The sequence below is a fragment of the Rhizobium sp. CCGE531 genome, from assembly GCF_003627795.1.
Lineage (GTDB): Bacteria > Pseudomonadota > Alphaproteobacteria > Rhizobiales > Rhizobiaceae > Rhizobium.
Window position 1 is genome coordinate 296,965 of record NZ_CP032684.1, and the last position, 21,277, is coordinate 318,241.

Consider the following 21,277-nt stretch of genomic DNA (forward strand, 5'->3'; position numbering starts at 1 on the left):
CTGACATCAATTTTCTTTCAGTGACTGGACTTTCGCTCAACATTTTTTGATAACAAGGCGCTATACACGCACGCCGGCACATCGGCCGGCGAGAAGCATGACGTGTGCAGGGCAGGAGACGGGGCAGGAACGACATGACCAAGACGGATATTGCCACCCGCGTCTATAATCATACCTGGAAGCTCGATCCGATCGTCCGCAGCCTGATCGATACGGATTTCTACAAGCTTCTCATGCTGCAGATGATCTGGAAGCTCTATCCGGACGTCGATGCCACCTTCTCCCTGATCAATCGCACCAAAAGCGTTCGCCTTGCGGAAGTGATCGACGAGAAGGAATTGCGCGAACAGCTCGATCACGCCCGCACGCTCCGCCTCGCCAAGAAGGAAATGATCTGGCTTGCGGGTAACAGCTTTTATGGCCGCGCCCAGATCTTCGAACCCGAATTCCTCACCTGGCTGTCGAATTTCCAGCTGCCGGAATATGAGCTGTCGAAGCGCGACGGCCAATATATTCTCGACTTCCACGGTTCGTGGAAGGAAACGACGATGTGGGAAATTCCCGCGCTCGCCATCATCAACGAGCTTCGCTCGCGCACGGCGCTGAAGGCGCTCGGTCCCTTCACGCTCGATGTGCTCTATGCCCGCGCCAAGGCCAAGATGTGGGAAAAGGTGGAGCGGCTGAGGGAACTGCCTGACCTCCGTATCTCCGATTTCGGCACCCGCCGCCGCCACAGCTTCCTCTGGCAGCGCTGGTGCGTCGAGGCGCTGAAGGAAGGCGTGCCCCACGCTTTCACCGGCACCAGCAACGTGCTGCTCGCCATGGATTCCGATCTCGAAGCCGTCGGCACCAATGCGCATGAGCTGCCGATGGTCGCCGCGGCACTTGCGAAAAACGACGAAGAGCTTGGCAAGGCGCCCTACAAGGTGCTGCGCGACTGGAACCGACTCTATGGCGGCAATCTGCTTGTCGTGCTGCCCGATGCCTTCGGCACAGCCTCCTTCCTGCGCAATGCGCCGGAATGGGTGGCCGACTGGACCGGCTTCCGCCCGGACAGCGCCCCGCCCATCGAAGGTGGCGAAAAGATCATCGAGTGGTGGAAGAAGATGGGCCGCGACCCGCGCCAGAAGCTGTTGATCTTCTCCGACGGTCTCGATGTCGATGCGATCATCGATACCTACAAGCATTTCGACGGTCGCGTGCGCATGAGCTTCGGCTGGGGCACCAATCTCACCAACGATTTCGCCGGCTGCGCGCCCACCGAACTCAAGGGCCTCAGCCCGATTTCGATCGTCTGCAAGGTGATCGAGGCAAACGGCCGCCCGGCCGTCAAGCTTTCGGACAATCCGCAGAAGGCGACCGGCGAGCCGGCGGAAGTCGAGCGCTATCTGAAGTTCTTCGGCGCGGAAGATCGCGTCGATCAGGAAGTGCTGGTGTAATTTCCGGGAGGAATGTCCAGTTGCCTTAGTGGCGGACGTTGATCGCTTCCACTCGGGCGACGCGCCTGAACAGCGTCCATCGTCCATTTTCCCAGCGATACTGATCCGGCGAAATAACGTAGGGAACGTCGCTGAGATCGGCGCTGATCAGCTCCAAGAGCTGCAGGCCCTGGGTGTCGTTCTCATGCGTGAAGAACACCTTGTCGCGTGACAGGAACGCCGCGATCGGGGCGGCGCCGCCGGATTGTTCCTGCACCTGCGCCCAGAAATTCGGCAGGAAGGCGATGCTGGATTCGAACTGCCCGTCTACCTCGACATATTGGAACCGGCTGCGTTTGGCGATCTGAACGCCGGTCTTGGCGAGGAACTTCTGCAGGTTGGCCTGCGCCGTCTCGGCAAGCTCCCGGGCATCGATGCCCCAATCGTCCAGCGTGGTCGACATGACATAGCTGACGGTGGTCTCGCCGTTGACGACGAAAAGCTTGATCAGGTTTTCCGCTTCGTCGAGATAGACGAATTGCGGCGGGCTGGGTTCGTCCTTGACGGCATGCATCATCTGCTGGCGCGCCACCTCGACGAAATCGCGCGTTTTCAGCACCGGCAGGACCTTGGAGAGTTCGCTATTGCCCTCCATGGCTTCCGTCATGTTGAGATAGTTGAGCAGAGCCTGCGCGCGCGCCGGCCCTTTCTTTTCGCGCAATGCCAGCAACGCATTGCTGAGGAATTTCGTCATCGTATCGCCGTTGCGGCTATGCAGCGTCAGGCTGCCGGCTGAAGCGTCGTAATCGACGCGGATCAGGTCGCCGAAGAACGGCAGGCGCTCCTGCAGATAGGCAGCAAAGGTCGCCTCATCCTGCAAGGCTTCATCCGGAATGTTCAGATCGAGCGTCTTGACGGTCGTCGTGCTTTCGGGTTCGGGCAGTGTCTGCCCGCCGCGCGTGTCGGATCGACTGTCTCTACCGAAGAGCCTTTTCAGGAAATTGAACACGCGCGTCCCCGAGTACCGACCGGTATTGCGGCAGAACCTAGCGCGGCCACGGCTCCGGGGCAATGCCGGCCGGGCGATGGATTTGTCCGGTAAGCGCCTGCTTGCCCGGATAAAAAACGCGTATAGTCTGCGGGAACGGACCGGATGGTCCGATTGCGGGAAGGGCAGCGCATATGAGAAATTTTGGGGGTGGCAGGCTGTGGATCGGGGCTTTGCTTTTATGTCTTCTTGCTCCGGCCGCGCCCTTCACGGCGCTCGCGCAGCCCGCGCCGGCATCACAGCCCGCACCGCCGCCCGACAAGGTCCGTGAACTGATCCAGTTGATGAACGAGCCCGACGTCAAGCAATGGCTTGCCGCGCAGCTCAACAATCAGCCCACTTCCACCCCGACCTCCACGGCTGATGATCCAGAAGCCTCGGGAAGCGACCAGATGTCGGCGTTGTCCGGTTTGCTTGGCCACACACGTCACCACCTCGAAGTGGTGTCAGGCGCGGCGATGACGCTGCCCTACGAAGTCATGACGGCATCGGAAAAGCTCGAGGGCGAGGGCAGGGCGGTCGGCCTGCTCCGCATCATCATCCAGATCGTGATCCTCTTCTTCCTCGGGCTCGTGGCCGAGCTCGCTGCCGCGCGCTTCATCAATACCAAGCACATGCGGCGCACCGAACGGGCAGCCGGCGTCGAGACCGAGCTGCAGGCGGCGCGGTTCCAGTTCCTGGGCGGCGTTGTGCCCGCCATCATTCATGGTCTGGTGACGCTGGTTCCGCTTCTCGCTTTCGACTGGCCGCCGGTGATCGAAAACTTTGCCATCGCCTGCGTCATCGCGATTGTGTCGATCAGATTGGCGATCTCCATCGGCAAGCTTTTGATGGAACTGATCTCCATGCGCCGGACGGATGATGTTCTGGACGAGGATGGCGGTGCTGCCCGCATCGCGGAACGGCGGCTTGTCGCAAAATACTGGTATCGGCGATGCACGCTGTTTGCCACTTACTTTGCTTGCGGCTGGGCCATCATACAGGCTGTCGCGTCGCTCGGCTTTTCCGCCGGCGCGCGTGACTTCATCGGCTACGCGCTCGGCATCGGCCTGTTCGTGATCGCTGTGGAGGCCGTGTGGTCGAGGCCCGCCGTTCCGGGAAGCCGGGGAAAGCGGACGATCTCCTGGTTGCTGACGATCTACTTCGCAGCGCTTTGGGGCCTGTGGGTGGCCGGCTTCGATGGCCTGCTTTGGGTCGGTATCTATGCGATATTGCTGCCGCGCATTCTTTCGGTGTCCACCCGTGCGATCGAGGCGTTGCACGATGCGGCCGAGGGCATTTTCGGTGCCGGAAAATTGGCGACCGTTCTTCTCGATCGTGGCGTGCGTGCGGTGATCATTACATTCGCAGCCCTCTGGCTCGGTCGGATGCTGGGGGTCGAAGCTCATGCGATGATGAGCGGCAGTGAATCGAATGTCGGGCGTATCGCTCGCGGCATTCTTGGTGGCATCGTCATTCTGCTGATTGCCGATCTCGTCTGGCAGCTGGCGAAAACCTATATCGACGCCAAGCTGATGCAATCCCTGCCCGCCGTTAGCGATTCCGAGGAGATGAGGGCGAGCCGCGCACGGCTGCAGACGCTGCTGCCGATCTTCCGCAATATCCTGGCCGTCATCATCGGCATCATCGCCGTCATGATGGTGCTGTCCGGTCTCGGCGTTCAGATCGGGCCGCTGATCGCCGGTGCCGGGGTTGTCGGCGTTGCGGTCGGCTTCGGCGCGCAGACCATCGTCAAGGATGTTATCAGCGGCGTCTTCTACCTCTGGGACGATGCCTTCCGCATCGGCGAATATATCGAAAGCGGCAACCACAAGGGCGTGGTGGAATCCTTCAGCCTGCGCTCGGTAAAGCTACGCCACCAGCGCGGCCCGCTGGCGACGATCCCCTTCGGCTCGCTCGGCGCGGTCAACAACATGAACCGCGACTGGGCGATCGACAAGATCATCATCAAGGTCACCTACGATACCGATCTGGTGAAGCTGAAGCGGATCATCAAGGACATCGGCCAGCGCCTGCTCGAAGATGAGGACCTGGCGCCGAACATCATCCAGACGCTAAAGATGAAGGGCGTCGAGCAGTTCGGCGATTTTGCGATCGAGATCAGACTGGCGATTACCGCCAAGCCGAACGAACTCTCCGTCATCCGCCGCGGCGCGCTGGCGCTGATCAAGCAGTCCTTCGACGAGAACGGCATCCAGTTCGCCTTCCCGACCGTGCAGGTGGCAGGCGACAAGGATGCGGCCGCCGCCGCTGCCCGGCAGCTTATCGAGATGCGGGCGGCAAACGTGGAAGGCGCCCAACAGGCGGGTTAACGCCCGGAATATAACCAGGGCAATCCAACGCCGCCATGAATTTCTCGGGCTTTGCCGGCAGCGAGCCTAGAGTGTTTCATGTTTTGTTTGAAGCATAGCCAGCGTTGGCAAGATAGTTGGCACACTCGTCTGGGCCGATTGTCTGGACGAGTGAGCCAAGATATCGCCAGGTGTCGTCGATGGTTCTCATCTGTGCTTTTCGCATCCAATGCTTGATCTTGGCGAAGGCCTGTTCGATCGGATTGAGGTCTGGTGAATAGGGCGGCAGAAACCAGAGCCTTGCACCGGCGGCCTTGATCAACTGGCGTATCTGCCCGGATTTGTGGCTGCCCAGATTGTCCATGATGACGATGTCGCCTGGCTGCAGCGTCGGGACGAGTTGTTGTTCGACATAGGCCCTGAAGCACTGGCCATTGATCGGGCCGTCGAAGACGCAGGGTGCGGTGAGACAATCGGCCCGGAGCGCGCCGACGAAGGTCAATGTCCGCCAATGGCCGTGCGGGGCAAAGCCTCGCAGTCGCTTGCCCTTAACACCCCAGCCGTAAAGGGGAGCCATGTTGGTCTTGATCCAGGTTTCGTCGATGAACACGAGCCTTTGAGGGTCGAGCCGCGTCTGCCATGACTGCCAGCGCTTGCGTCGACGGGCGATATCAGTGCGCGCCTGCTCGAGGGCAAACATCGTTTTTTTTGAAGCGCAGCCCCTCGCGGCGCAGAAAACGCCAAACGGCGTCATGCGAGACGATGATGCCTCTCACCGCCAGTTCGTCCTTGAGGCCGTGCAGGCTGATCTGCGGCGTCTGAGCAATCCGCTCGGCTATAAAAGCACGATGCGGTTCCAAAAGGCGCTTGCGATGCCCTCCCATCTGACCGGGCGCAACCGAACCGCTGCGGCGATACCGCTGCGACCACTTCACGACAGACGACACCGAGACGCCGAACCGCGCGGCCACCGAGCGACAGCTCTCTCCCGCCGTGACAGCAGCCACGACACGTTCACGCAGATCATTCGAAAGAGGTGCGACCATCGATGCTGACCTCCTCTCAGCCAGCATCTTGAATCACATTCGAACCCAAAAGGGAATCTGGAGGGTTATTTGAGGGCGCATCAGGCGGTCCGGCGAATTCGGGCGACCTCATGTAAGCCGGATTGAACTAAGGCGCGGGTAGTTTGACGCTGCTATGGGGAATTTTAGAGCACGCCCGCCGGAGCGGTACCGGGAACAATTTAGCCACGGCCGGTCCATCGGGAAGATAGGTCGAATGTACGCTTTCAGGAGCGGTTTGCCGTACGTTTCGGGGATCTATTTGCGAAATGGGTCGGTACCGGCGGTCTTTTGACCTGGCTAAGGTCAAGCGATATCGCACGCTGGAGATGCGCTGGGTCTGTGGTCGTATAACGTGGCGCGGATTGTCGGGCGTCATGATGTATCGCACCGGAAGGATGAAGGTCGGAGGGGCGCAACTGGTGCAACGTTGACGCCTGTCCTACGCATGGGGCGCCGGCAGTCGGGGCATTCGTAGGAGTGCGTTTGCTGCGATTTGGCTGAATGGGGTTGCCCGCCTGTTGGTGATGGCTGGCCGAGGAGGCTTCTGCAGAGACTGATACGATCCCGCCGATGACAATTGGCGAGAAAGCCGAAGTGGCGCATGCGGTGGAAACCATCCGGAATTACATGAAGGAGAAAGCGCCGAATGAACTCGTAGGGACGAAGGCGCATGATCTTGTCACGGTCGCGACCATTGCCACGATAATCCTTCCATCGGAAGGCGACGTGGTCGCCATCGGCATGAACGATACGGCTGTTTGCGATAGCGACACGATGGGTGTAGCGGCCGAGATAGGCAAGCACCTGGTCCGGCCCACCGAAGGGCGGCTTGGCATAGACGACCCATTCGATGCTGCGAGCGCGCGAGAGATGGCAGGTGAATGTGTTGTCGTCGTTGAGATGAGCGAGTTCGTTGACGAAGTGCAGCTCACCTTGGGCGAAAGCTTCAGCGAGGGCGGTCAGAAAGAGTCGCCGAAACAGGCGTGACAACACCCGAACGGGTAGAAAGAAGCCCGGTCGGCACGCGACCCACCTTGATCTGTCTGGTGAAAGACCGCCGCCCGGCACGAGACAATGGGCATGGGGATGGTGGGTCATCGCCTGGCCCCAAGTGTGAAGGACGGCGGTGACGCCGATCTCGGCGCCCAGCCATTTGGGGTTGGCCGCGATGGTCTGCAGCGTCTCGGCTGAGATCCGCATCAGCAATGCATAGACGACCGCCTTGTTCTGGAAGGCGATCTCGGCGACGCCACGCGGTAGCGTGAAGACCACATGGAAGTATGGGACTGGCAAGAGATCGGCGACGCGTGCGTCGACCCACTCCTTGCGAGCCGCGCCCTGACACTTCGGGCAGTGGCGGTTACGGCAGGAATTGTAAGAGATGCGGGTCTTGCCGCACTCGTCGCAGGCATCGACGTGACCCCCGAGCCTGGGTGTCCGGCAAGCTTCTATCGCGCCCATGACGCGTCGTTCGCCGCGGCCAAGATGACCGACGTTCTCCCACCTATAAGAGTCCCCATGTCGCCGGAAGATGTCGGCGACTTCGAAGGTCGGGCGCAACCGATTTACGATCCCGGCGGCGTCACCTCCAGCTGCAACAGATCAAGTGGGCTGGCTGTTGATCGGATCGTGTCGGTGGAAACCTGCGTATAGTGTGCCGTGCTCGACAGATGGGCATGGCCGAGCAGGACCTGGATGATCCGGATGTCAGTGCCATTCTCCAGTAGGTGAGTGGCAAAGGAATGCCGCAACGTATGAACGGTGACGCGTTTTGAAAGACCCGTTGCGGCAACCGCCGATCGGCAAGCGGCATTCAAGACTGTCGGTTCGATCGGTTTGTCGGCATCACGCCCTGGAAAAAGGAATGCCGTGGGGCGCGATAGACGCCAATAGCTGCGCAGGATGCCGAGCAGTTCTGTCGACAGCATAACGTATCGGGCTTTGGCGCCTTTACCATGGCGAACATGCATCACCATGCGGGAGCTGTCGACATCCTCGACCTTCAGTCCGCAGACCTCACCGACCCTGAGGCCAGCAGCATAAGCCGTAGTCAGCGCCACGCGCGCCTTCAGACTGGAGACGGCCTCAAGAAATTGCACCACTTCGTCCGCCGACAGAATAACAGGAAGTTTCCGTGGCTCGCGCGCGTACGGGATCCGCTCGGGGACATCGTCCTGACCCAGAGTGATCCCATAGAAAAACCGAAGAGCGCATACAATCTGGTTCAACGATGCCCAGGATATCCCGGTTGAGACGAGGTAAACCTGGAAGCTACGAATATCGTCAAGATCGAGCCGATCAGGCGATCGGGCGAAATAGCGGCTGAACTTCCGGACTGCACTGATGTAGGATCGTTGGGTCGCCGGGGACAAATTGCGGACCGTCATGTCCTCAATCATCCGGCGGCGAAGAGGGCTCATCTCAGCCATCGGGGCCTCCTGTCTGAAGGGTGGGTTGCAACACAACCATCCTCTCAGTCAGGGCGCTCTCGTCAAAGCCTGCCTCAAATCGCCGCGATCAGCGGCTTAGTTCAATCCACGATTCTAACAAAGTCAGAAACGCTCTAGTGCTTCGGCGCGGCGGTGCTGCCGCGCACGACCAGGGTGACGTCGATCATCTCGCGCTCGGTGGGTATGGCGTCGGCAAGGACTGCTTCTACCGCGCGCTGCGCGATCTCGGCAAAAGGCTGGGCCATCGTCGTCAGGCCGGGCTCCACCATGCCGCCTTCCGGCACGCCATCGAAGCCGATGACGGAAATGTCTTGCGGAACCGAAAGGCCACGGGCGCGCAGCCAATTGATCGCCAGAAGCGCGATATTGTCGGACATGGCAAGGATCGCCGTCGGCGGTTCGGGCGCGGAAAACAGGTAGGCGAGCCCGGCTTCGACGCTTGGCTTGTCGTTGAGCGTCTCATAGACCGGCACGTCCTCGCGACTTATCCCGAACACTTCGAGCGCCTGCCAATAGCCGAGCGCACGATCGCGCGAGGTGGAATAGATCGCCCGCCCGATGTCGTCGACGCCGACCGGCCCGACATGATCGTCCGAGAGTTCGGTTGCGAGCACGCCGAAACGCCGGTGGCCCAATTCCGCCAGATGGCGTGCCGCGACGGCGGCACCTCCCAGATTGTCGACGCTGATCGAGGGGATCGACCCGTCCTCGTCATTCAAGGCGAGAGCGATGAAGGGCAATTGCCGTTCGCGCGTCAACTGCACCAGCTTTTCGCCGCCTTCCACGCAGAGCAGGATGAAACCATCGACAAGAGCGCTCTTGATGTTCCAGTCCAGCTTCTGCCGGTCCTTGGCGGAGACCAGGGCGAGGCCCGTGCCGCTGGCATCGCAGACCTGGGACACGGCCGCCAGGAGCGCTCTCGCCCAGGGATCGTCGAAGAAATAGGCAAGCGGCTCGACGGCGGCGACGCCGATGGCATTGACCTTTCCGGCCCGCAGCAGCCGCCCTGTCAGGCTCGGGCCGGCATAGCCGAGCCGTTTGGCCGTCTCGAGCACATGCTCGCGCACTTCCTCGCGCACCACTTCCGGCCGGTTGAAAACATTGGAGGCGGTTCCCTGCGATACGCCCGCCGCCTTGGCGACATCCGCGAGCCTGATGGTCCCCTTGGCCAATGAAATCCTCCATCTGTTTCAGGTGGATATTAGCACGAAGTTGTATCGGTTCAATTCTGCTTGACAGCAGATTTTTGAGGCGTACGATTGAACCGATTCAAGAAGTCAATCCGAGTCGAAATTGAATCGATTCAAAACGGAAAGATGAACCGATGCTGACCAACTATCTCTTCAAGGATCTCTATGATGATCGATGGGGCGATCCTGCCAATCCAAACGCGGTCGATCCGCCTTCATCCGGGGACAATCGCGGTGCTGGCGGGAAAGGTATCCTGAGCCGCGTGGCAGGGCTCTTCCGCCGCCGTCGCGCTCGTCCGTCGGCGTGGTCCTTCACGATTCCGAGCGAGACATCGGACACGGAAGGCGAGCCCGAAATCCGGCATCGCATCTGTGACGAAGACCCGAAATTCCTTGCCATCGCCAAGGCCCTGTCGCGGAATTGCTAGGGCAACGCCATGAGTTGCTCCAGAGTATTTCCGCTTTTCTTCGAATCGCGAAAACACTCTTTCTTCTTGTTTCGCTACGCATTCTGGACGGAAAACCGCTGCGCATTTTTCCTAGAACTGCTCCAACGCCGGCCTCAGAAGCTTTCCTTGTAGGGCCTGAGATCGAGCTCTTGGGTCCAGGCCGAAGGATGCTGGCGATGAATGTGCCAGTAACTCTCGGCAATGGCGTCGATGTTCAGCAGCCCGTCGGCATCCATATCCGGCCGGCGCGAGCGCAGCCGCTCGCCGTCTATGCCGCCATCGATGATGGTGTGGGCGACATGCAGGCCAAGCGGTCCGAACTCCCGCGCCATGCTCTGGCTGATCATGCGAAGACCCGCCTTGGCGGCGGCGAATTGCGCAAAGCCGGCCTTGCCGCGCAGGCTGGCGGAAGCGCCGGTGAAGATCACGGTGCCGCGGCCAAGCGGCGCCAGATGACGCGCCGCCTCGCGCCCGACCAGGAAGCCGCCGAAGCAGCAGACGCGCCAGAATTCTTCGAATTGTGCGGCCGTCAGATCGCGAAAGCCGATCTGACGATTGATGCCGGCGTTGAAAACGACCAGATCGGGCGGCGCGATGTCGTCACGCGGCGCGAAGGCGTGTTCGAACAGCCGGATGACCGCCGCTTCATCTGTAGCGTCGGTTTCGATTGCCTCGGCACTGCCGCCGGATGCCTTGATGGTGGTTGCCACCTGATCGATCTTTGCCGGTGTCCGCCCGGCGATGACGACATGGTAGCCCTTGACGGCCAGGAGCCGGCAGAGCGCAGCACCCAGGCCTTGCTCTGCTCCTACTCCGACGATGACGGCGCTCGGCGAGCTCATTCGGCGGCCTCCCTGGCATCGAGCCTCGGATAGTCGGTGTAACCCTCGGCGCCGCCGCCGTAGAAGGTGGGGCGGTGATAGGGGTTGAGGGGTGCACCCCGGCGGATGCGCTCCGGCAGATCGGGATTGGCGATGAAGAGACGGCCGAAGGCGATGGCGTCGGCATGGCCGGCGGCGAGCGTGGCTTCGGCAGTCTCCGGCCGGAAATTGCCCGCGGCGATCAGCGTACCCGACCACGCCGGCCGGAACAATTCCGCGGCCGATGGCACGTTCTTGTGGTCGACTTCGGCCTGGCCCGCACCGCTGGCGCGCGGCTCGATCAGATGCAGATAGGCGAGATTGAGCTGGTCCAGCTCGCGAATGACATGCCCGTAGAGACGCAACGGATCGTCCTCGCCGCTGTCATTGGCAATGCCGAAGGGTGAGAGACGAACGCCGACACGATCCGAACCCCAGACATCGGAAACCGCCTCGACCACTTCCAGCAGCAGCCGCGTGCGGTTCTCGATCGAGCCGCCATATTGGTCGGTGCGCTGGTTCGTGCGGGCCTGCAGGAATTGCTCGATCAGATAGCCGTTGGCGCCGTGGATTTCGACACCGTCAAAGCCGGCCTGCTTGGCATTGGCGGCGGCCTGGGCATAGACTTCGATTAGAAGCGGCATGAGATCGATATCGATCGCCTGCGGCGTCTCGAAGGGCACGCGGTCGAACGTAGCAGTAAAGGCTTCGCCCTTGGCGGCGATCGCGGAAGGGGCAATCGGCGGAGCGCTATCAGGCTGATGCGAGGAATGGGAGATGCGGCCGACATGCCAAAGCTGCAGGAAGATCCTGCCGCCCTTGCCATGAACGGCATCCGTTACGGCCTTCCAGCCGGCGATCTGCTCGGCCGTATGGATGCCTGGCGTTGCCGGCATGCCCTGGCCGGCACGGGAAATCTGCGAACCCTCGGAAATGATCAGCCCGCCCTTGCTGGCGCGCTGGGCGTAATATTCGGCATTCAGCGCCGAGGGCACGTTGCCCGGCTGGCCCGCCCGCATGCGGGTCAGCGGCGCCATGACGATGCGATGCGCCAGTTCATAGGGGCCGACGGAAAGCGGCGAAAACAAATCGATTGTCATAAAATTCTCCTGCCTGGAGCCAAAATTGCTCCCCGGAGCGGAAGGGCCTGTCAGCGGCGATTCGGTCTCGGGAGTTCGAATAAGATGATGGTCATCATTTATTCCAACAATCGGACGTGCGCAACTGAATCTGATGTCAGGCCGGAATCCGAGCGAGGAAGGCGAGTAGGGCGGCGTTGAACTGCGCCGGTCGCTGTAACGGGGCGAAGTGGCTGACGCCGGGCAGGAGGATCAGCTCTGCGCCGGGAATGTGCCGCACGAGATAATCGGCGTGTTCCCGCTTGATGAATTCGTCATGCTCACTCTGAACGATGGCGACGGGCACATCGATCTCAGCGAGATCGGCACTGGTGTAGTTCGGCTCCGTCCGCTGCATCAGCCCGACGGCCTCGACGAAGGCATCGAACTCGTCGGGCGTGGCGGAGAGGGCGGCATAATCCTTCGTGTGGCGGGAGAAGCAGCGCTCGATGATCGGCGTTGCCACGAATTCCTTCGTGCCGCTCGGATCCATGTTGCACGCAAAGAAGAAGACGCCGGAAATGCGCTCCGGGTGGCTTCGTCCAAGGATCATGCCCGTGCAGGCGCCGTCACTCCATCCGGCAATGGCCGCCTTGTCGATCTTCAGCCTGTCCATGACGGCGAGAACGTCTGAGGCCATCAGCTCATAGCTATAGGGCCGCTCGTCGCGTGTGCTGCGGCCATGACCTCGGCTGTCGATGGCGACAACCTGATGGCCGGCATCGACCAGGGGTTCTATCTGATAGCCCCAATTGCCGCTGTTTCCGAGCCCGCCATGCAGGAGGATCACCGGAGCGCCGCTGCCATAGGAGGCATACCAGATGCTGATACCATCATGATCGACATGGCCCTCCATCTCGGCATGCGGCAAGGGTGCAGCCCCTTCGGCTTCGAAGCGATGAAGCTCGTCGTCGTGAAATTCCATATCCACCTCCCATTGCGCCGTCTCCTCCCGACAGCCATGCGGCGAGACTAATCGATCCGACCCCATTTTTCCAACAGGGCAGAGGTCATCCAGTTGCCAGATGCTCGAAAAGATCCCGAGCCGGCGTCGGCACGTCTTCGAGCGAGCGGACACAGACCGAAAGCCGGCGGGTAGCCCAGCCGTCGGTAAGGCGCACAGCCGTGATTTTTGCGGATCGGCCGCAGCGGCGTGCCGCCGTTTCCGGCACGATGCCGAGACCGATGCCCTGGCCGGCCATATCGCAGATGCTCTCGAACGTCCGCATCCGCACGCGCATTTTCAACCGGGTGCCGAGCCGGGCGGCCTGTGCATCGATGTGATCCTGCAGAGCCCCGCCTGCCAAGCCGACAAAATGCTCATGCAGGATTTCCGCGAAGGCGATCTGCCTTGCCGCCGCAAGCGCATGATCGCGAGGCATCACCACCACCAGCCGATCGATCGCGAAGGGCCGCAATATCAGGCCCGGCGTGTCGACAGCGCTGGAGAGAATGCCGATCTCGGCCAGCCCGGCCGAAACAGCGCGCGCGATCTCGAAGCTTTGGCGCTCCTTGAGGTCGATATCCGTCCGAGGGTGTTTTGCCATCCATTCGGCAAGGCGCGTCGGCAGGTATTCGGCGATCGCGGCGGTGTTGGCAACAAGCCGGATCGTTGCCCTGAGGCCGCTCGCATGTTCGCCGAGCTCGCCGCGCATCTGCGCCAGCTGCCGCTGGATCAGCCGGGCATGATGGGCCAGCGCCTCGCCCGCCGGTGTCGAACGGATGCCGCGCCGGCCACGTTCCAGAAGCTGCACGCCGCCATTCGCCTCCATGTCGCGCAGCCGCTCGCTGGCGGCCGGCAGCGAAAGACCGACATCGGCCGCCCCATGGGTGATGCTGCCGGCATCGACGACGGCAAGGAAAAGGCGAAGGTCGGTCAGGTCGAAGCGCATGGAGTGGAGAATACCGTATCTCCAGCCTTCGGAATAGCCGAAGTCTCTCTTCGCATCATCCGCATTGTGCCCGACCTCGCATCTGCTAGTGAAAGGGCATGATGGATCATTCGATATGGCTTGTCGCGGCGATCTTCGCGACATTCTTCGTGGCCGGCATGGTCAAGGGCGTCACCGGCATGGGGCTGCCGACCGTGGCGATGGGCGTCCTGGGGGCGCTGATCTCGCCGCTCACGGCGGCCAGCCTGCTGATCGTCCCGTCCTTCGTGACCAATGTCTGGCAGCTTCTGGCAGGCCCGAGCTTCGGTGCGCTTGCCCGTCGCTTCTTCCTCTTGGCACTGGCCGTGTTCGTCGGAACCTTCGCCGGCTCATATTTTCTTGCCGCGGGGGATACGCGCGTGACGACGGCTGGGCTGGGTACCGCGCTCGTCGTCTATGCCGGCCACGCCCTTCTTGCCCGCCAACTCCATGTGCCCCCGGCGCTGGAGCCGCTGCTATCGCCGGTTATCGGCTTGATCACTGGCTTGTTGACTGGAGCGACCGGCGTCTTCGTCGTGCCGGCGGTGCCCTATCTGCAGGCGCTTGGACTGGAGAAGGAAGAGCTGGTCCAGGCGCTCGGCCTTTCCTTCACCGTTTCGACGGTGGCGCTGGCCGCCGCGCTCGCCTGGCATGGCGCCTTCCGCCTCGACAATCTCGCCCTATCAGCCCTTGCGATCGTCCCGGCACTCGCCGGCATGTGGTCCGGCCAGATCATCCGCAATCGCGTCAGCCCGGCCACGTTCCGCCGCTGGTTTCTGATCTGTCTCCTCGTGCTTGGCGCTGAGATGATCGTCAAAGCTTCTTTCTGAGGCGGTCTAAGGTCCCGCCTCTGCCGGGTTGTCCTTGAACGGCGCGCCGAATCGTAATAATTGAAGTTACATGAAACGCGATAGCCGACTTTCCTCCGTCCTCCATGCTCTGCTCCATATGGCCGGGCAGGATGGGCCGCTGACTTCCGAAACCCTGGCGCAATGCATGCACACCAATCCCGTCGTCGTGCGGCGCACCATGGGGCTCTTGCGCGAGGTCGGCATCGTCCGTTCCGCCAAGGGACATACCGGCGGCTGGACGATTGCGGCGGATCTTAAAACCGTCACGCTCCGCCAGCTGCACGAGGCGCTCGGCGAGCCTGCCGTCTTCGCCATCGGCAATCGCAACGAGACGCCGGAGTGCCTTGTCGAACAATCGGTCAATTCCGTGCTCGATGATGCTTTTGCCGAGGCCGAGGCGCTGCTGCTGAAGCGCTTCGAAAACATCACGCTTGCCGATCTCGTCGCCGAATTTGCGCGGCGCCATGCGCAATGGCGCGCAGAAAGGACCCTGTCATGAGCCATGACGTCATCGTCATCGGGGGCAGTTACGCCGGAATGGCGGCCGCCCTCCAGCTTCTCCGTGCCCGCCGCAAGGTGCTGGTGATCGATGCCGGCAAGCGCCGCAATCGTTTCGCGGATGCCTCCCACGGCTTTCTCGGCCAGGATGGTGTCCACCCCGGCGAGATCGCCCGCAAGGCGCGAGAGCAGCTTTCCGCCTATCCGACACTGACCTGGATCGACGGGACAGCCGAGCAGGCCGAGGGCGAGAAGGATGCCTTTGTCGTGACCACGGCAGACGGCGCGCGCCACCACGGCCGGCGTCTTCTCTTCGCGACCGGCGTCTCCGATGCATTGCCCGAGATCGAGGGCCTTGGCGAACGTTGGGGCCGAAGCGTTTTCCATTGCCCTTATTGCCATGGCTACGAGCTCGATCAGGGCCGCATCGGCTGCATCGCCACCGGCCCGATGTCGTTGCATCAGGCGCAGTTGCTGCCGGAATGGGGCAAGGTGACGCTCTTCCTCAACGGCGCCTTCACCCCCGACGGGGCACAGCGCGCCGATCTTGCCGCGCGCGGTGTCACGATCGAGGAAACACCGGTCGCAAGGCTCGAGGGAGATGCCGACGTGCGGCTTACCGATGGACGCCTGCTGTCATTTGCCGGGCTCTTCACCGCCTCGCGCGTGTCGCCCTCAAGCCCGATTGCCGAACGGCTTGGCTGCGTGCTCGAGGAAACGCCCTTCGGCATGCAGATCCAGACCGACGCCATGAAGGAAACGACCGTCTCCGGCGCCTTTGCCTGCGGCGATGCCGCGCGTATCCCGCATTCGGTGTCACTGGCCGTCGGCGACGGCGCCTGGGCCGGCGCGCAGCTGCACCGGTCGCTGGTGTTCTGACACTACCGGCTGACTGCGGCGATCCCGAGCACCGAGGCGATCGTGGCGAGTGCGATCCGCACATTGTGGATCATCAGCCATGTGTCGAGCCTGGCGGAAACCTCGTCCACGGGAATCAGCCTTGACGCGAATTGTGCGTTGGTCGGCAGGAACCAGGCGGCGGTGAGAACCAGAACGCCCGCGATGCACACCGTCGCGCCGATCCATAATGTTCTTGCCCCGCTCTCGCTCCAGCCCAACAACAGCGAGCCGGCCAGGCCGATGAGCGTCGGGACGACGACAAGGGGAATCGTGCGCGCGATGAACTTGCCGTTTTGGCCGAACCAGTCGAGGAAATCGGACGCCGGAAGGCTTTTCCAATATCCGCCGAGCGTAACCGCAATCGTCAGCATGACGCCGGCAAACATCGCCGAGCCCGTGATGGCGAGAATGTTGAATAGGAGCCGCATCGGAATTTTCCTGGTTTTCCTTTGAGTTCGATCCAATAGTTTGGGATCTTGCAGATGCGCGTTCATGCCACGCAGATGCCGGGGACCGCGACCTTCTGGAACAGGTGCGGGGAAGCAACGGCCGAGGACGGATAATCCGAGATCTTTGCCCTGAATTCCGGATGCGTGAACGCGGTGCGGAAATCCGCCATTGTCTCCCATACGGCATAGTTGAGATAGGTCGGGCTTTCGCCCACCGCCCTGTGAAGTTGCGTCGAGATGAAGCCCGGCTGCTGTTTCATGAACGCGGCGTCGTCGCGCCATGCGTCGAGAAAGATCTCTTCGTCTGCCTTATCGAGGGCGAAGATATTCACGAGAATGACAGGAGCGGCATCGATGCCGACCTGCCGCTCGATCGGGAAATCTGGGTCCATGGGGCGCATATGAGGCATGGTACACTCCATTCAATATGGTTATATGATGTCAATATGGTGCGGCGCAGACATAGTAAATTGACATGATGATGTCAAATACATTATATGGTGACAAATGAATGATATCGAACAAACTCCGGTCGGGCGTGCCTTGACAGCTCTCATTCTCGATCTGTTCAGGCTGCACAGTCGGGTACTCACAGCCGGTGATAAGCTCGTTGCCCCCCTTGGTCTGACAAGTGCACGTTGGCAAATCCTGGGTGCCATCATCGCAGCCGGTCGTCCGCAGCCGGTCGCGTGGTTGGCGCGCGACATGGGCGCCAACCGCCAGAACGTCCAGCGCATCGTCAATGATCTAGAAAAGGAAGGCCTCGTGGCCTTTGAAACCAATCCGCATCACCGGCGGGCGCAGCTCGTTGTGCTGACGGATAAGGGAAAGCAAACTTTCGATGCTGCCATGCGGCTGCAGGCGCCATGGGTCAATGAACTGTCGGACGGGCTGCGGATCGAGGATATCGAAACGATGCACAAGGTCATGCTGGCTTTGCGCGGCAAGCTGGAAGGAAACGGAGATGCCGAGGAGCAGGATTGACCGCTACGGCGCGGTTGCAGTCCTGCAGCTTTGCATCATTCCCCTTCGGGCACCTTCAGGATAACCGTTTCGTCCGGGCCTATCGACCGGCCGTCCTGTGCTCTGATGTCGAGGTGGACGGGCTGTCCGCTCGCTCGATCCACCAGCAGCGAATGGTCTTCCGCCGGAGCGAAGAGGTGGCGCTCGCCGAATTGCCTTAGCGCCACCATGACCGGGAAGAGATCCTTTCCCATCGCCGTCAGGCGGTATTCCATGCGCGTGCCGCCGTCGCTTGTCGGAGCCAGCTCCAGGATGCCGCTCGCGACAAGCGTCCGCAGACGGTCGGTGAGAATATTCTTGGCGATGCCGAGGCTTTTCTGAAACTCCCCGAAGCGCGTCAGCCCGTCGAAGGCGTCGCGGACGATCAAGAGTGACCACCAGTCGCCGATGACATCGAGCGAGCGGGCACTTGGGCAATAATCGCCTTTCAGGCTTTTTCGCGCCACCATCCGCTCAGCCTTCCCAATCTTTTGCCTGCGTAAATGGTTGCATGATTAAACCAATGATGTTAGCCGATTGATGGTTTCATTATTAAACCGAAGAATCGGGAGTTTTGCAATGACGATCGACCAGGACGCGCCGCCGGCTGGCAGCGCGAAGGATATTGCGCGTCTTCATTCCTCGCAAGAAAGCGCCGAATTCTCCCGAGAGGCCAAATCCCCGCTAACGCGTGCGACGATTCTCCTGTTTGCGGTCGCGAGCGGTCTCGCCGTAGCCAATGCCTATTTCGCCCATCCGCTTCTCGATGTCATGGCCGATGATCTCAAGCTGTCGCGCATGGTTGCCGGCCTGATCGTCGGCGCGACGCAGCTCGGTTACGGGCTCGGCCTCATCCTGCTGGTGCCGCTTGGCGATCTGGTCGACCGGCGCAAGCTCATCATCGTGCAATCGCTGCTGAGCGTGGCCGCACTCGTCTGTGTCGGCTATTCTTCCAGCGCTGCCATGCTGCTCGCCTCCATGGCCGCCGTCGGCTTTCTGGCCGTGGTGACGCAGGCGCTGGTTGCCTATGCGGCGAGCCTCGCGCATCCTGCTGAGCGGGGCCATATCGTCGGCATGGTCACGAGCGGCATCGTGTTCGGCATCCTTCTGGCGCGCAGCGTCGCGGGAACGCTGACTGATCTCTCCGGCTGGCGGACTGTCTATATCGTCTCCGCCGTGCTGACGCTGGTGATCGCGCTTCTCCTCTGGCGGGCGCTGCCGCGCCAGCAAAAGCCGAAGGGCGGTCTTTCCTATTACGGTCTCATCCGATCGCTCGGCACCCTGCTTGCCGAAGAACCGGTCCTTCGCATCCGCGCCGTGATTGCCATGCTGATCTTCGCCGATATCACCACGCTGCTGGCACCTCTGGTGCTACCGCTGACCGCGCCGCCTTACTCCTTGTCGCACACCGAAGTCGGCCTGTTCGGCCTTGCCGGCGCGGCGGGCGCGCTTGGCGCCGTGCGGGCGGGACGCTGGGCCGACCGGGGCCGCGGTCAGCAAACGACGGGCATTGCGCTTGTTCTGATGCTCCTTGCCTGGCTACCGATCTCGCTGCTGGACCGTTCGATCCTGTGGCTTATCGCCGGCGTTCTCGTCATCGATTTCGGCCTGCAGGCGACGCATGTCACCAATCAAGGCATGATCTATCGTGTGAGGCCGGAGGCGCAGAACAGGCTGACCGCCGCCTATATGGTGTTCTATTCCATCGGCAGCGCCGTGGGATCATCGACATCGACCATCATCTATGCCCATGCGGGCTGGCCGGGTGTCTGCCTGTCCGGCGCAGGCATAAGCCTGGCCGCGCTTCTTTTCTGGGCGCTGACCTTGCGCGCGACGCCCGAGGTGGCGACACGAAAGATTACTCAAGGTGACGTCTAGCTGTGGCCGCGATTTGTTGCCATCATCTCTGCCCTAAAGTTTGGGCAGCAGGGATTTGATCCGTTCGACGTCATCGGGCGTCGCAGGATTGTAGACGACCATGCTGAGATCCGTCCGGCCATCGACCGAGAAGGCCGAATATTCGAATGCGAGCGTGCCGAGAACCGGATGGCGTATATGCTTGACGGCTTCGGTATGGGTGCCGGGAACGTCGTTGTCGCGCCACATCGCCCTGAATTCCGGGCTGATGCGGCAAAGCTCGGCCACGAAAGGCTCGATCTCGGTTGCGGCACCTGCCCGAGCCGCGTCGACGCGGAATGCGCCCAGGGCGAAGCGCGCCACGCTTTCCCAATCATATTGCGCGGCGCGGGCACGCGGATCGAGGAAGATGTAGCGCAGGATGTTGCGCTCTTCCGGCGGCAGCGATCCGTAATCTATCAGCATGATGGTCGCCGCCTTGTTCCAGGCGATCACGTCCCAGGTGGCGGTTCGGATGAGGGCTGGGCAGGGGGTGAGGGCATCCAGCACGCGCTGCAGCCGCGGCGTTACGCCGTCATTTTTCCGATAACACGCTTCCGGCGGGCGGCCGAGGCCGAGCAGGAACAGGTGCTCACGCTCTACCTCGGTCAGCATGAGCGCCCGGGCAATCCGGTCGAGCACGTCGGCGGAGGGCGCCCCGCCGCGCCCCTGCTCCAGCCATGTATACCATGTCGGGCTGATATTGGCGCGCTGCGCCACTTCCTCGCGCCGCAGTCCGGGCGTACGCCGCCTTTCCCCAGCAAAGCCGAGGGCCGACGGATCAAGCTTGGCGCGCCGGTCCCTCAGATAGGTCCCGAGCAGGTTTTCCGTTTCGAGAAGATCAATCATCCTGTTAGTGCTTTTACTATGATAATGTCACTACTTTACCAGAATAACCGATAGGCTCAGATTTGTCTCCAACGAAATAAGGAGACAGTGCTTATGCGTGTATTCGTTACTGGCGCGACCGGAAACATCGGCTCGAATGTCGTGAGGGAGTTGATTGCCGCAGGCCACCAGGTGCTCGGCCTTTCCCGCTCGAAAGAGAAGGCGGTGGCGCTTGCCGCCGCCGGCGCCGAGGTCCTTCATGGCACGATCGAAGATCCCGAAATCCTGAAACGCGGCGCCTCGCAATCGGACGGCGTCATTCATCTTGCCTTCAACCACGACTTTTCGAGATTCGCCGAAAATTGCGAGGATGACCGCCGCGTCATCGCAACGCTTGCCTCGGCGCTTGCCGGTTCGGCCCGGCCGCTGGTCATCACGTCAGGCACGCCGATTGCCAATACGGTGCCGGGCGAGCCTGCCAGGGAAGACAATGCAATCATCGGTTCCGACGTGCACCCGCGCGCGGCCTCCGAGGAGGCGGGGATCCTCGCCAGCGCCATCGGCGTCAATGTCTCGGTCGTGCGGCTGCCGCAGGTGCATGATCTGGTCAGCCAGGGTCTCATTACGCCCCTGATCGAGATATTCAGGCAAAAGGGCGTCTGCGCCTATATCGGAGATGGGCTCCATCGCTGGCCGGCCGCGCATTTTTCCGACGTCGCCCGCCTCTATCGCCTCGTCGTCGAACGCGCCGAACCGAATGCCAGATATCATGCGGTTGCCGAGGAAGGCGTGCCGATACGCGATATCGCCGAAACGATCGGCCGGCGCCTGAACCTACCGGTCAAGTCCGTCGGCGCGGAGGAGGCCCAGGACCATTTCGGCTGGCTCTCCATGTTCGCAACGCGCGACATGCCGGCCTCCAGCGCCAAGACGCGGCAAAAGCTCGGCTGGGAACCGACCGGTCCGAAGCTGCTCGCCGATCTTGCCGAGTTGCAGATTTCCGGGATGTGATGCCGGCGTTAAGCATCTGAATTGCAAGTATTCAAAGGCCT

At 61.6% G+C, this 21,277-nt stretch carries 22 protein-coding genes; 9 read left to right on the forward strand and 13 right to left on the reverse strand.

Annotation, left to right across the window (positions count from 1 at the left end; genetic code table 11):
• Nucleotides 1-134: 134 nt before the first annotated feature.
• Complete coding sequence (gene pncB, locus CCGE531_RS01425; RefSeq protein ID WP_120662590.1) at nt 135-1,439, forward strand: nicotinate phosphoribosyltransferase; 1,305 nt, start codon at nt 135-137, stop codon at nt 1,437-1,439.
• Between the two features lie 25 nt (nt 1,440-1,464).
• Here pncB and CCGE531_RS01430 read toward each other — a convergent pair whose 3' ends face one another.
• Nucleotides 1,465-2,427: a hypothetical protein gene (locus tag CCGE531_RS01430; RefSeq protein WP_120662591.1), complete on the reverse strand. Its 963-nt coding sequence runs from the start codon at nt 2,425-2,427 to the stop codon at nt 1,465-1,467.
• Between the two features lie 173 nt (nt 2,428-2,600).
• On the opposite strand from CCGE531_RS01430, the gene CCGE531_RS01435 reads away from it, so the two are divergent.
• Nucleotides 2,601-4,778, forward strand: a complete 2,178-nt coding sequence (locus CCGE531_RS01435) for a mechanosensitive ion channel family protein (protein WP_120662592.1) — start codon at nt 2,601-2,603, stop codon at nt 4,776-4,778.
• A 76-nt stretch (nt 4,779-4,854) separates the two neighbouring features.
• On the opposite strand, the gene CCGE531_RS01440 is transcribed toward CCGE531_RS01435, so the two are convergent.
• From CCGE531_RS01440 to CCGE531_RS01455, 4 genes are all read right to left on the reverse strand, one after another.
• Nucleotides 4,855-5,803, reverse strand: a protein-coding gene (locus tag CCGE531_RS01440) for an IS630 family transposase (RefSeq protein WP_120662593.1) whose coding sequence is annotated in 2 segments (ribosomal slippage) — nt 4,855-5,466 and nt 5,468-5,803 — 948 coding nt in all. Because the reading frame shifts where the segments join, the coding sequence is not laid out codon by codon here.
• Between the two features lie 393 nt (nt 5,804-6,196).
• On the reverse strand, nt 6,197-7,384 hold the full coding sequence (locus CCGE531_RS01445; protein WP_120662594.1) for an IS91 family transposase: 1,188 nt from the start codon (nt 7,382-7,384) through the stop codon (nt 6,197-6,199).
• 5 nt (nt 7,385-7,389) lie between these two features.
• Nucleotides 7,390-8,253: a tyrosine-type recombinase/integrase gene (locus tag CCGE531_RS01450; RefSeq protein WP_120662595.1), complete on the reverse strand. Its 864-nt coding sequence runs from the start codon at nt 8,251-8,253 to the stop codon at nt 7,390-7,392.
• A gap of 134 nt (nt 8,254-8,387) precedes the next feature.
• Nucleotides 8,388-9,446 carry a LacI family DNA-binding transcriptional regulator gene (locus tag CCGE531_RS01455; protein ID WP_120662596.1) on the reverse strand — a complete coding sequence of 353 codons (1,059 nt, stop codon included), beginning with the start codon at nt 9,444-9,446 and terminating at the stop codon, nt 8,388-8,390.
• Between the two features lie 152 nt (nt 9,447-9,598).
• Here CCGE531_RS01455 and CCGE531_RS01460 point away from each other — a divergent pair, with 152 nt between their 5' ends.
• Entirely contained in the window at nt 9,599-9,892 is a 294-nt protein-coding gene (locus tag CCGE531_RS01460) for a hypothetical protein (protein WP_120662597.1), read from the forward strand.
• Nucleotides 9,893-10,026: 134 nt separating this feature from the next.
• Here CCGE531_RS01460 and CCGE531_RS01465 read toward each other — a convergent pair whose 3' ends face one another.
• The 4 genes from CCGE531_RS01465 to CCGE531_RS01480 form a co-directional block, all read right to left on the reverse strand.
• The gene (locus tag CCGE531_RS01465) at nt 10,027-10,755 is read right to left on the reverse strand and encodes an SDR family NAD(P)-dependent oxidoreductase (RefSeq protein WP_120662598.1); all 729 of its coding nucleotides are present in this window, start codon (nt 10,753-10,755) and stop codon (nt 10,027-10,029) included.
• On the reverse strand, nt 10,752-11,873 hold the full coding sequence (locus tag CCGE531_RS01470) for an alkene reductase (protein ID WP_120662599.1): 1,122 nt from the start codon (nt 11,871-11,873) through the stop codon (nt 10,752-10,754). Before CCGE531_RS01470 ends, CCGE531_RS01465 begins: the two co-directional genes overlap by 4 nt.
• A gap of 136 nt (nt 11,874-12,009) precedes the next feature.
• The gene (locus CCGE531_RS01475) at nt 12,010-12,816 is read right to left on the reverse strand and encodes an alpha/beta hydrolase (protein WP_120662600.1); all 807 of its coding nucleotides are present in this window, start codon (nt 12,814-12,816) and stop codon (nt 12,010-12,012) included.
• An 85-nt stretch (nt 12,817-12,901) separates the two neighbouring features.
• The gene (locus CCGE531_RS01480; protein ID WP_120662601.1) at nt 12,902-13,783 is read right to left on the reverse strand and encodes a LysR family transcriptional regulator; all 882 of its coding nucleotides are present in this window, start codon (nt 13,781-13,783) and stop codon (nt 12,902-12,904) included.
• A 98-nt stretch (nt 13,784-13,881) separates the two neighbouring features.
• On the opposite strand from CCGE531_RS01480, the gene CCGE531_RS01485 reads away from it, so the two are divergent.
• The 3 genes from CCGE531_RS01485 to CCGE531_RS01495 all read left to right on the forward strand — a co-directional run bounded on the left by CCGE531_RS01485 (nt 13,882) and on the right by CCGE531_RS01495 (nt 16,029).
• Entirely contained in the window at nt 13,882-14,631 is a 750-nt protein-coding gene (locus CCGE531_RS01485) for a sulfite exporter TauE/SafE family protein (protein WP_120662602.1), read from the forward strand.
• 70 nt (nt 14,632-14,701) lie between these two features.
• On the forward strand, nt 14,702-15,151 hold the full coding sequence (locus tag CCGE531_RS01490; RefSeq protein ID WP_120662603.1) for an Rrf2 family transcriptional regulator: 450 nt from the start codon (nt 14,702-14,704) through the stop codon (nt 15,149-15,151).
• Nucleotides 15,148-16,029 (forward strand): NAD(P)/FAD-dependent oxidoreductase, encoded by an 882-nt coding sequence (locus tag CCGE531_RS01495; protein WP_120662604.1) that lies wholly within the window; start codon nt 15,148-15,150, stop codon nt 16,027-16,029. The genes CCGE531_RS01490 and CCGE531_RS01495 overlap by 4 nt, the downstream gene beginning before the upstream one ends.
• A 2-nt stretch (nt 16,030-16,031) precedes the next feature.
• On the opposite strand, the gene CCGE531_RS01500 is transcribed toward CCGE531_RS01495, so the two are convergent.
• Both CCGE531_RS01500 and CCGE531_RS01505 read right to left on the reverse strand, forming a co-directional pair.
• Entirely contained in the window at nt 16,032-16,478 is a 447-nt protein-coding gene (locus tag CCGE531_RS01500) for a DUF1772 domain-containing protein (RefSeq protein ID WP_120662605.1), read from the reverse strand.
• 62 nt (nt 16,479-16,540) lie between these two features.
• On the reverse strand, nt 16,541-16,909 hold the full coding sequence (locus CCGE531_RS01505) for an antibiotic biosynthesis monooxygenase family protein (RefSeq protein ID WP_205586459.1): 369 nt from the start codon (nt 16,907-16,909) through the stop codon (nt 16,541-16,543).
• Nucleotides 16,910-17,006: 97 nt separating this feature from the next.
• Between CCGE531_RS01505 and CCGE531_RS01510 the strand changes: the two genes are divergently transcribed.
• Nucleotides 17,007-17,483 (forward strand): MarR family transcriptional regulator, encoded by a 477-nt coding sequence (locus CCGE531_RS01510; RefSeq protein WP_120662607.1) that lies wholly within the window; start codon nt 17,007-17,009, stop codon nt 17,481-17,483.
• Nucleotides 17,484-17,518: 35 nt separating this feature from the next.
• Here CCGE531_RS01510 and CCGE531_RS01515 read toward each other — a convergent pair whose 3' ends face one another.
• Complete coding sequence (locus tag CCGE531_RS01515) at nt 17,519-17,971, reverse strand: helix-turn-helix domain-containing protein (RefSeq protein ID WP_120662608.1); 453 nt, start codon at nt 17,969-17,971, stop codon at nt 17,519-17,521.
• Nucleotides 17,972-18,080: 109 nt separating this feature from the next.
• Between CCGE531_RS01515 and CCGE531_RS01520 the strand changes: the two genes are divergently transcribed.
• A complete protein-coding gene (locus CCGE531_RS01520) occupies nt 18,081-19,379 on the forward strand; it encodes an MFS transporter (protein ID WP_120662609.1) in 1,299 nt (432 codons plus the stop codon).
• A 33-nt stretch (nt 19,380-19,412) separates the two neighbouring features.
• Here CCGE531_RS01520 and CCGE531_RS01525 read toward each other — a convergent pair whose 3' ends face one another.
• Entirely contained in the window at nt 19,413-20,246 is an 834-nt protein-coding gene (locus CCGE531_RS01525; protein ID WP_120662610.1) for a helix-turn-helix transcriptional regulator, read from the reverse strand.
• Between the two features lie 93 nt (nt 20,247-20,339).
• Between CCGE531_RS01525 and CCGE531_RS01530 the strand changes: the two genes are divergently transcribed.
• Nucleotides 20,340-21,236 carry an SDR family oxidoreductase gene (locus CCGE531_RS01530; protein WP_120662611.1) on the forward strand — a complete coding sequence of 299 codons (897 nt, stop codon included), beginning with the start codon at nt 20,340-20,342 and terminating at the stop codon, nt 21,234-21,236.
• The last annotated feature ends 41 nt before the right edge of the window (nt 21,237-21,277 follow it).

Bases quoted from the DNA above. Each gene is read 5' to 3' on its own strand.
- CCGE531_RS01480 (WP_120662601.1), bottom strand. From the start codon at position 13,783: ATGCGCTTCGACCTGACCGACCTTCGCCTTTTCCTTGCCGTCGTCGAT.
- CCGE531_RS01465 (WP_120662598.1), bottom strand. From the start codon at position 10,755: ATGAGCTCGCCGAGCGCCGTCATCGTCGGAGTAGGAGCAGAGCAAGGC.
- pncB (WP_120662590.1), top strand. From the start codon at position 135: ATGACCAAGACGGATATTGCCACCCGCGTCTATAATCATACCTGGAAG.
- CCGE531_RS01460 (WP_120662597.1), top strand. From the start codon at position 9,599: ATGCTGACCAACTATCTCTTCAAGGATCTCTATGATGATCGATGGGGC.
- CCGE531_RS01520 (WP_120662609.1), top strand. From the start codon at position 18,081: ATGACGATCGACCAGGACGCGCCGCCGGCTGGCAGCGCGAAGGATATT.
- CCGE531_RS01475 (WP_120662600.1), bottom strand. From the start codon at position 12,816: ATGGAATTTCACGACGACGAGCTTCATCGCTTCGAAGCCGAAGGGGCT.
- CCGE531_RS01525 (WP_120662610.1), bottom strand. From the start codon at position 20,246: ATGATTGATCTTCTCGAAACGGAAAACCTGCTCGGGACCTATCTGAGG.
- CCGE531_RS01470 (WP_120662599.1), bottom strand. From the start codon at position 11,873: ATGACAATCGATTTGTTTTCGCCGCTTTCCGTCGGCCCCTATGAACTG.
- CCGE531_RS01490 (WP_120662603.1), top strand. From the start codon at position 14,702: ATGAAACGCGATAGCCGACTTTCCTCCGTCCTCCATGCTCTGCTCCAT.
- CCGE531_RS01485 (WP_120662602.1), top strand. From the start codon at position 13,882: ATGATGGATCATTCGATATGGCTTGTCGCGGCGATCTTCGCGACATTC.
- CCGE531_RS01495 (WP_120662604.1), top strand. From the start codon at position 15,148: ATGAGCCATGACGTCATCGTCATCGGGGGCAGTTACGCCGGAATGGCG.
- CCGE531_RS01505 (WP_205586459.1), bottom strand. From the start codon at position 16,909: ATGCCTCATATGCGCCCCATGGACCCAGATTTCCCGATCGAGCGGCAG.
- CCGE531_RS01515 (WP_120662608.1), bottom strand. From the start codon at position 17,971: ATGGTGGCGCGAAAAAGCCTGAAAGGCGATTATTGCCCAAGTGCCCGC.
- CCGE531_RS01435 (WP_120662592.1), top strand. From the start codon at position 2,601: ATGAGAAATTTTGGGGGTGGCAGGCTGTGGATCGGGGCTTTGCTTTTA.
- CCGE531_RS01500 (WP_120662605.1), bottom strand. From the start codon at position 16,478: ATGCGGCTCCTATTCAACATTCTCGCCATCACGGGCTCGGCGATGTTT.
- CCGE531_RS01530 (WP_120662611.1), top strand. From the start codon at position 20,340: ATGCGTGTATTCGTTACTGGCGCGACCGGAAACATCGGCTCGAATGTC.
- CCGE531_RS01510 (WP_120662607.1), top strand. From the start codon at position 17,007: ATGAATGATATCGAACAAACTCCGGTCGGGCGTGCCTTGACAGCTCTC.
- CCGE531_RS01450 (WP_120662595.1), bottom strand. From the start codon at position 8,253: ATGGCTGAGATGAGCCCTCTTCGCCGCCGGATGATTGAGGACATGACG.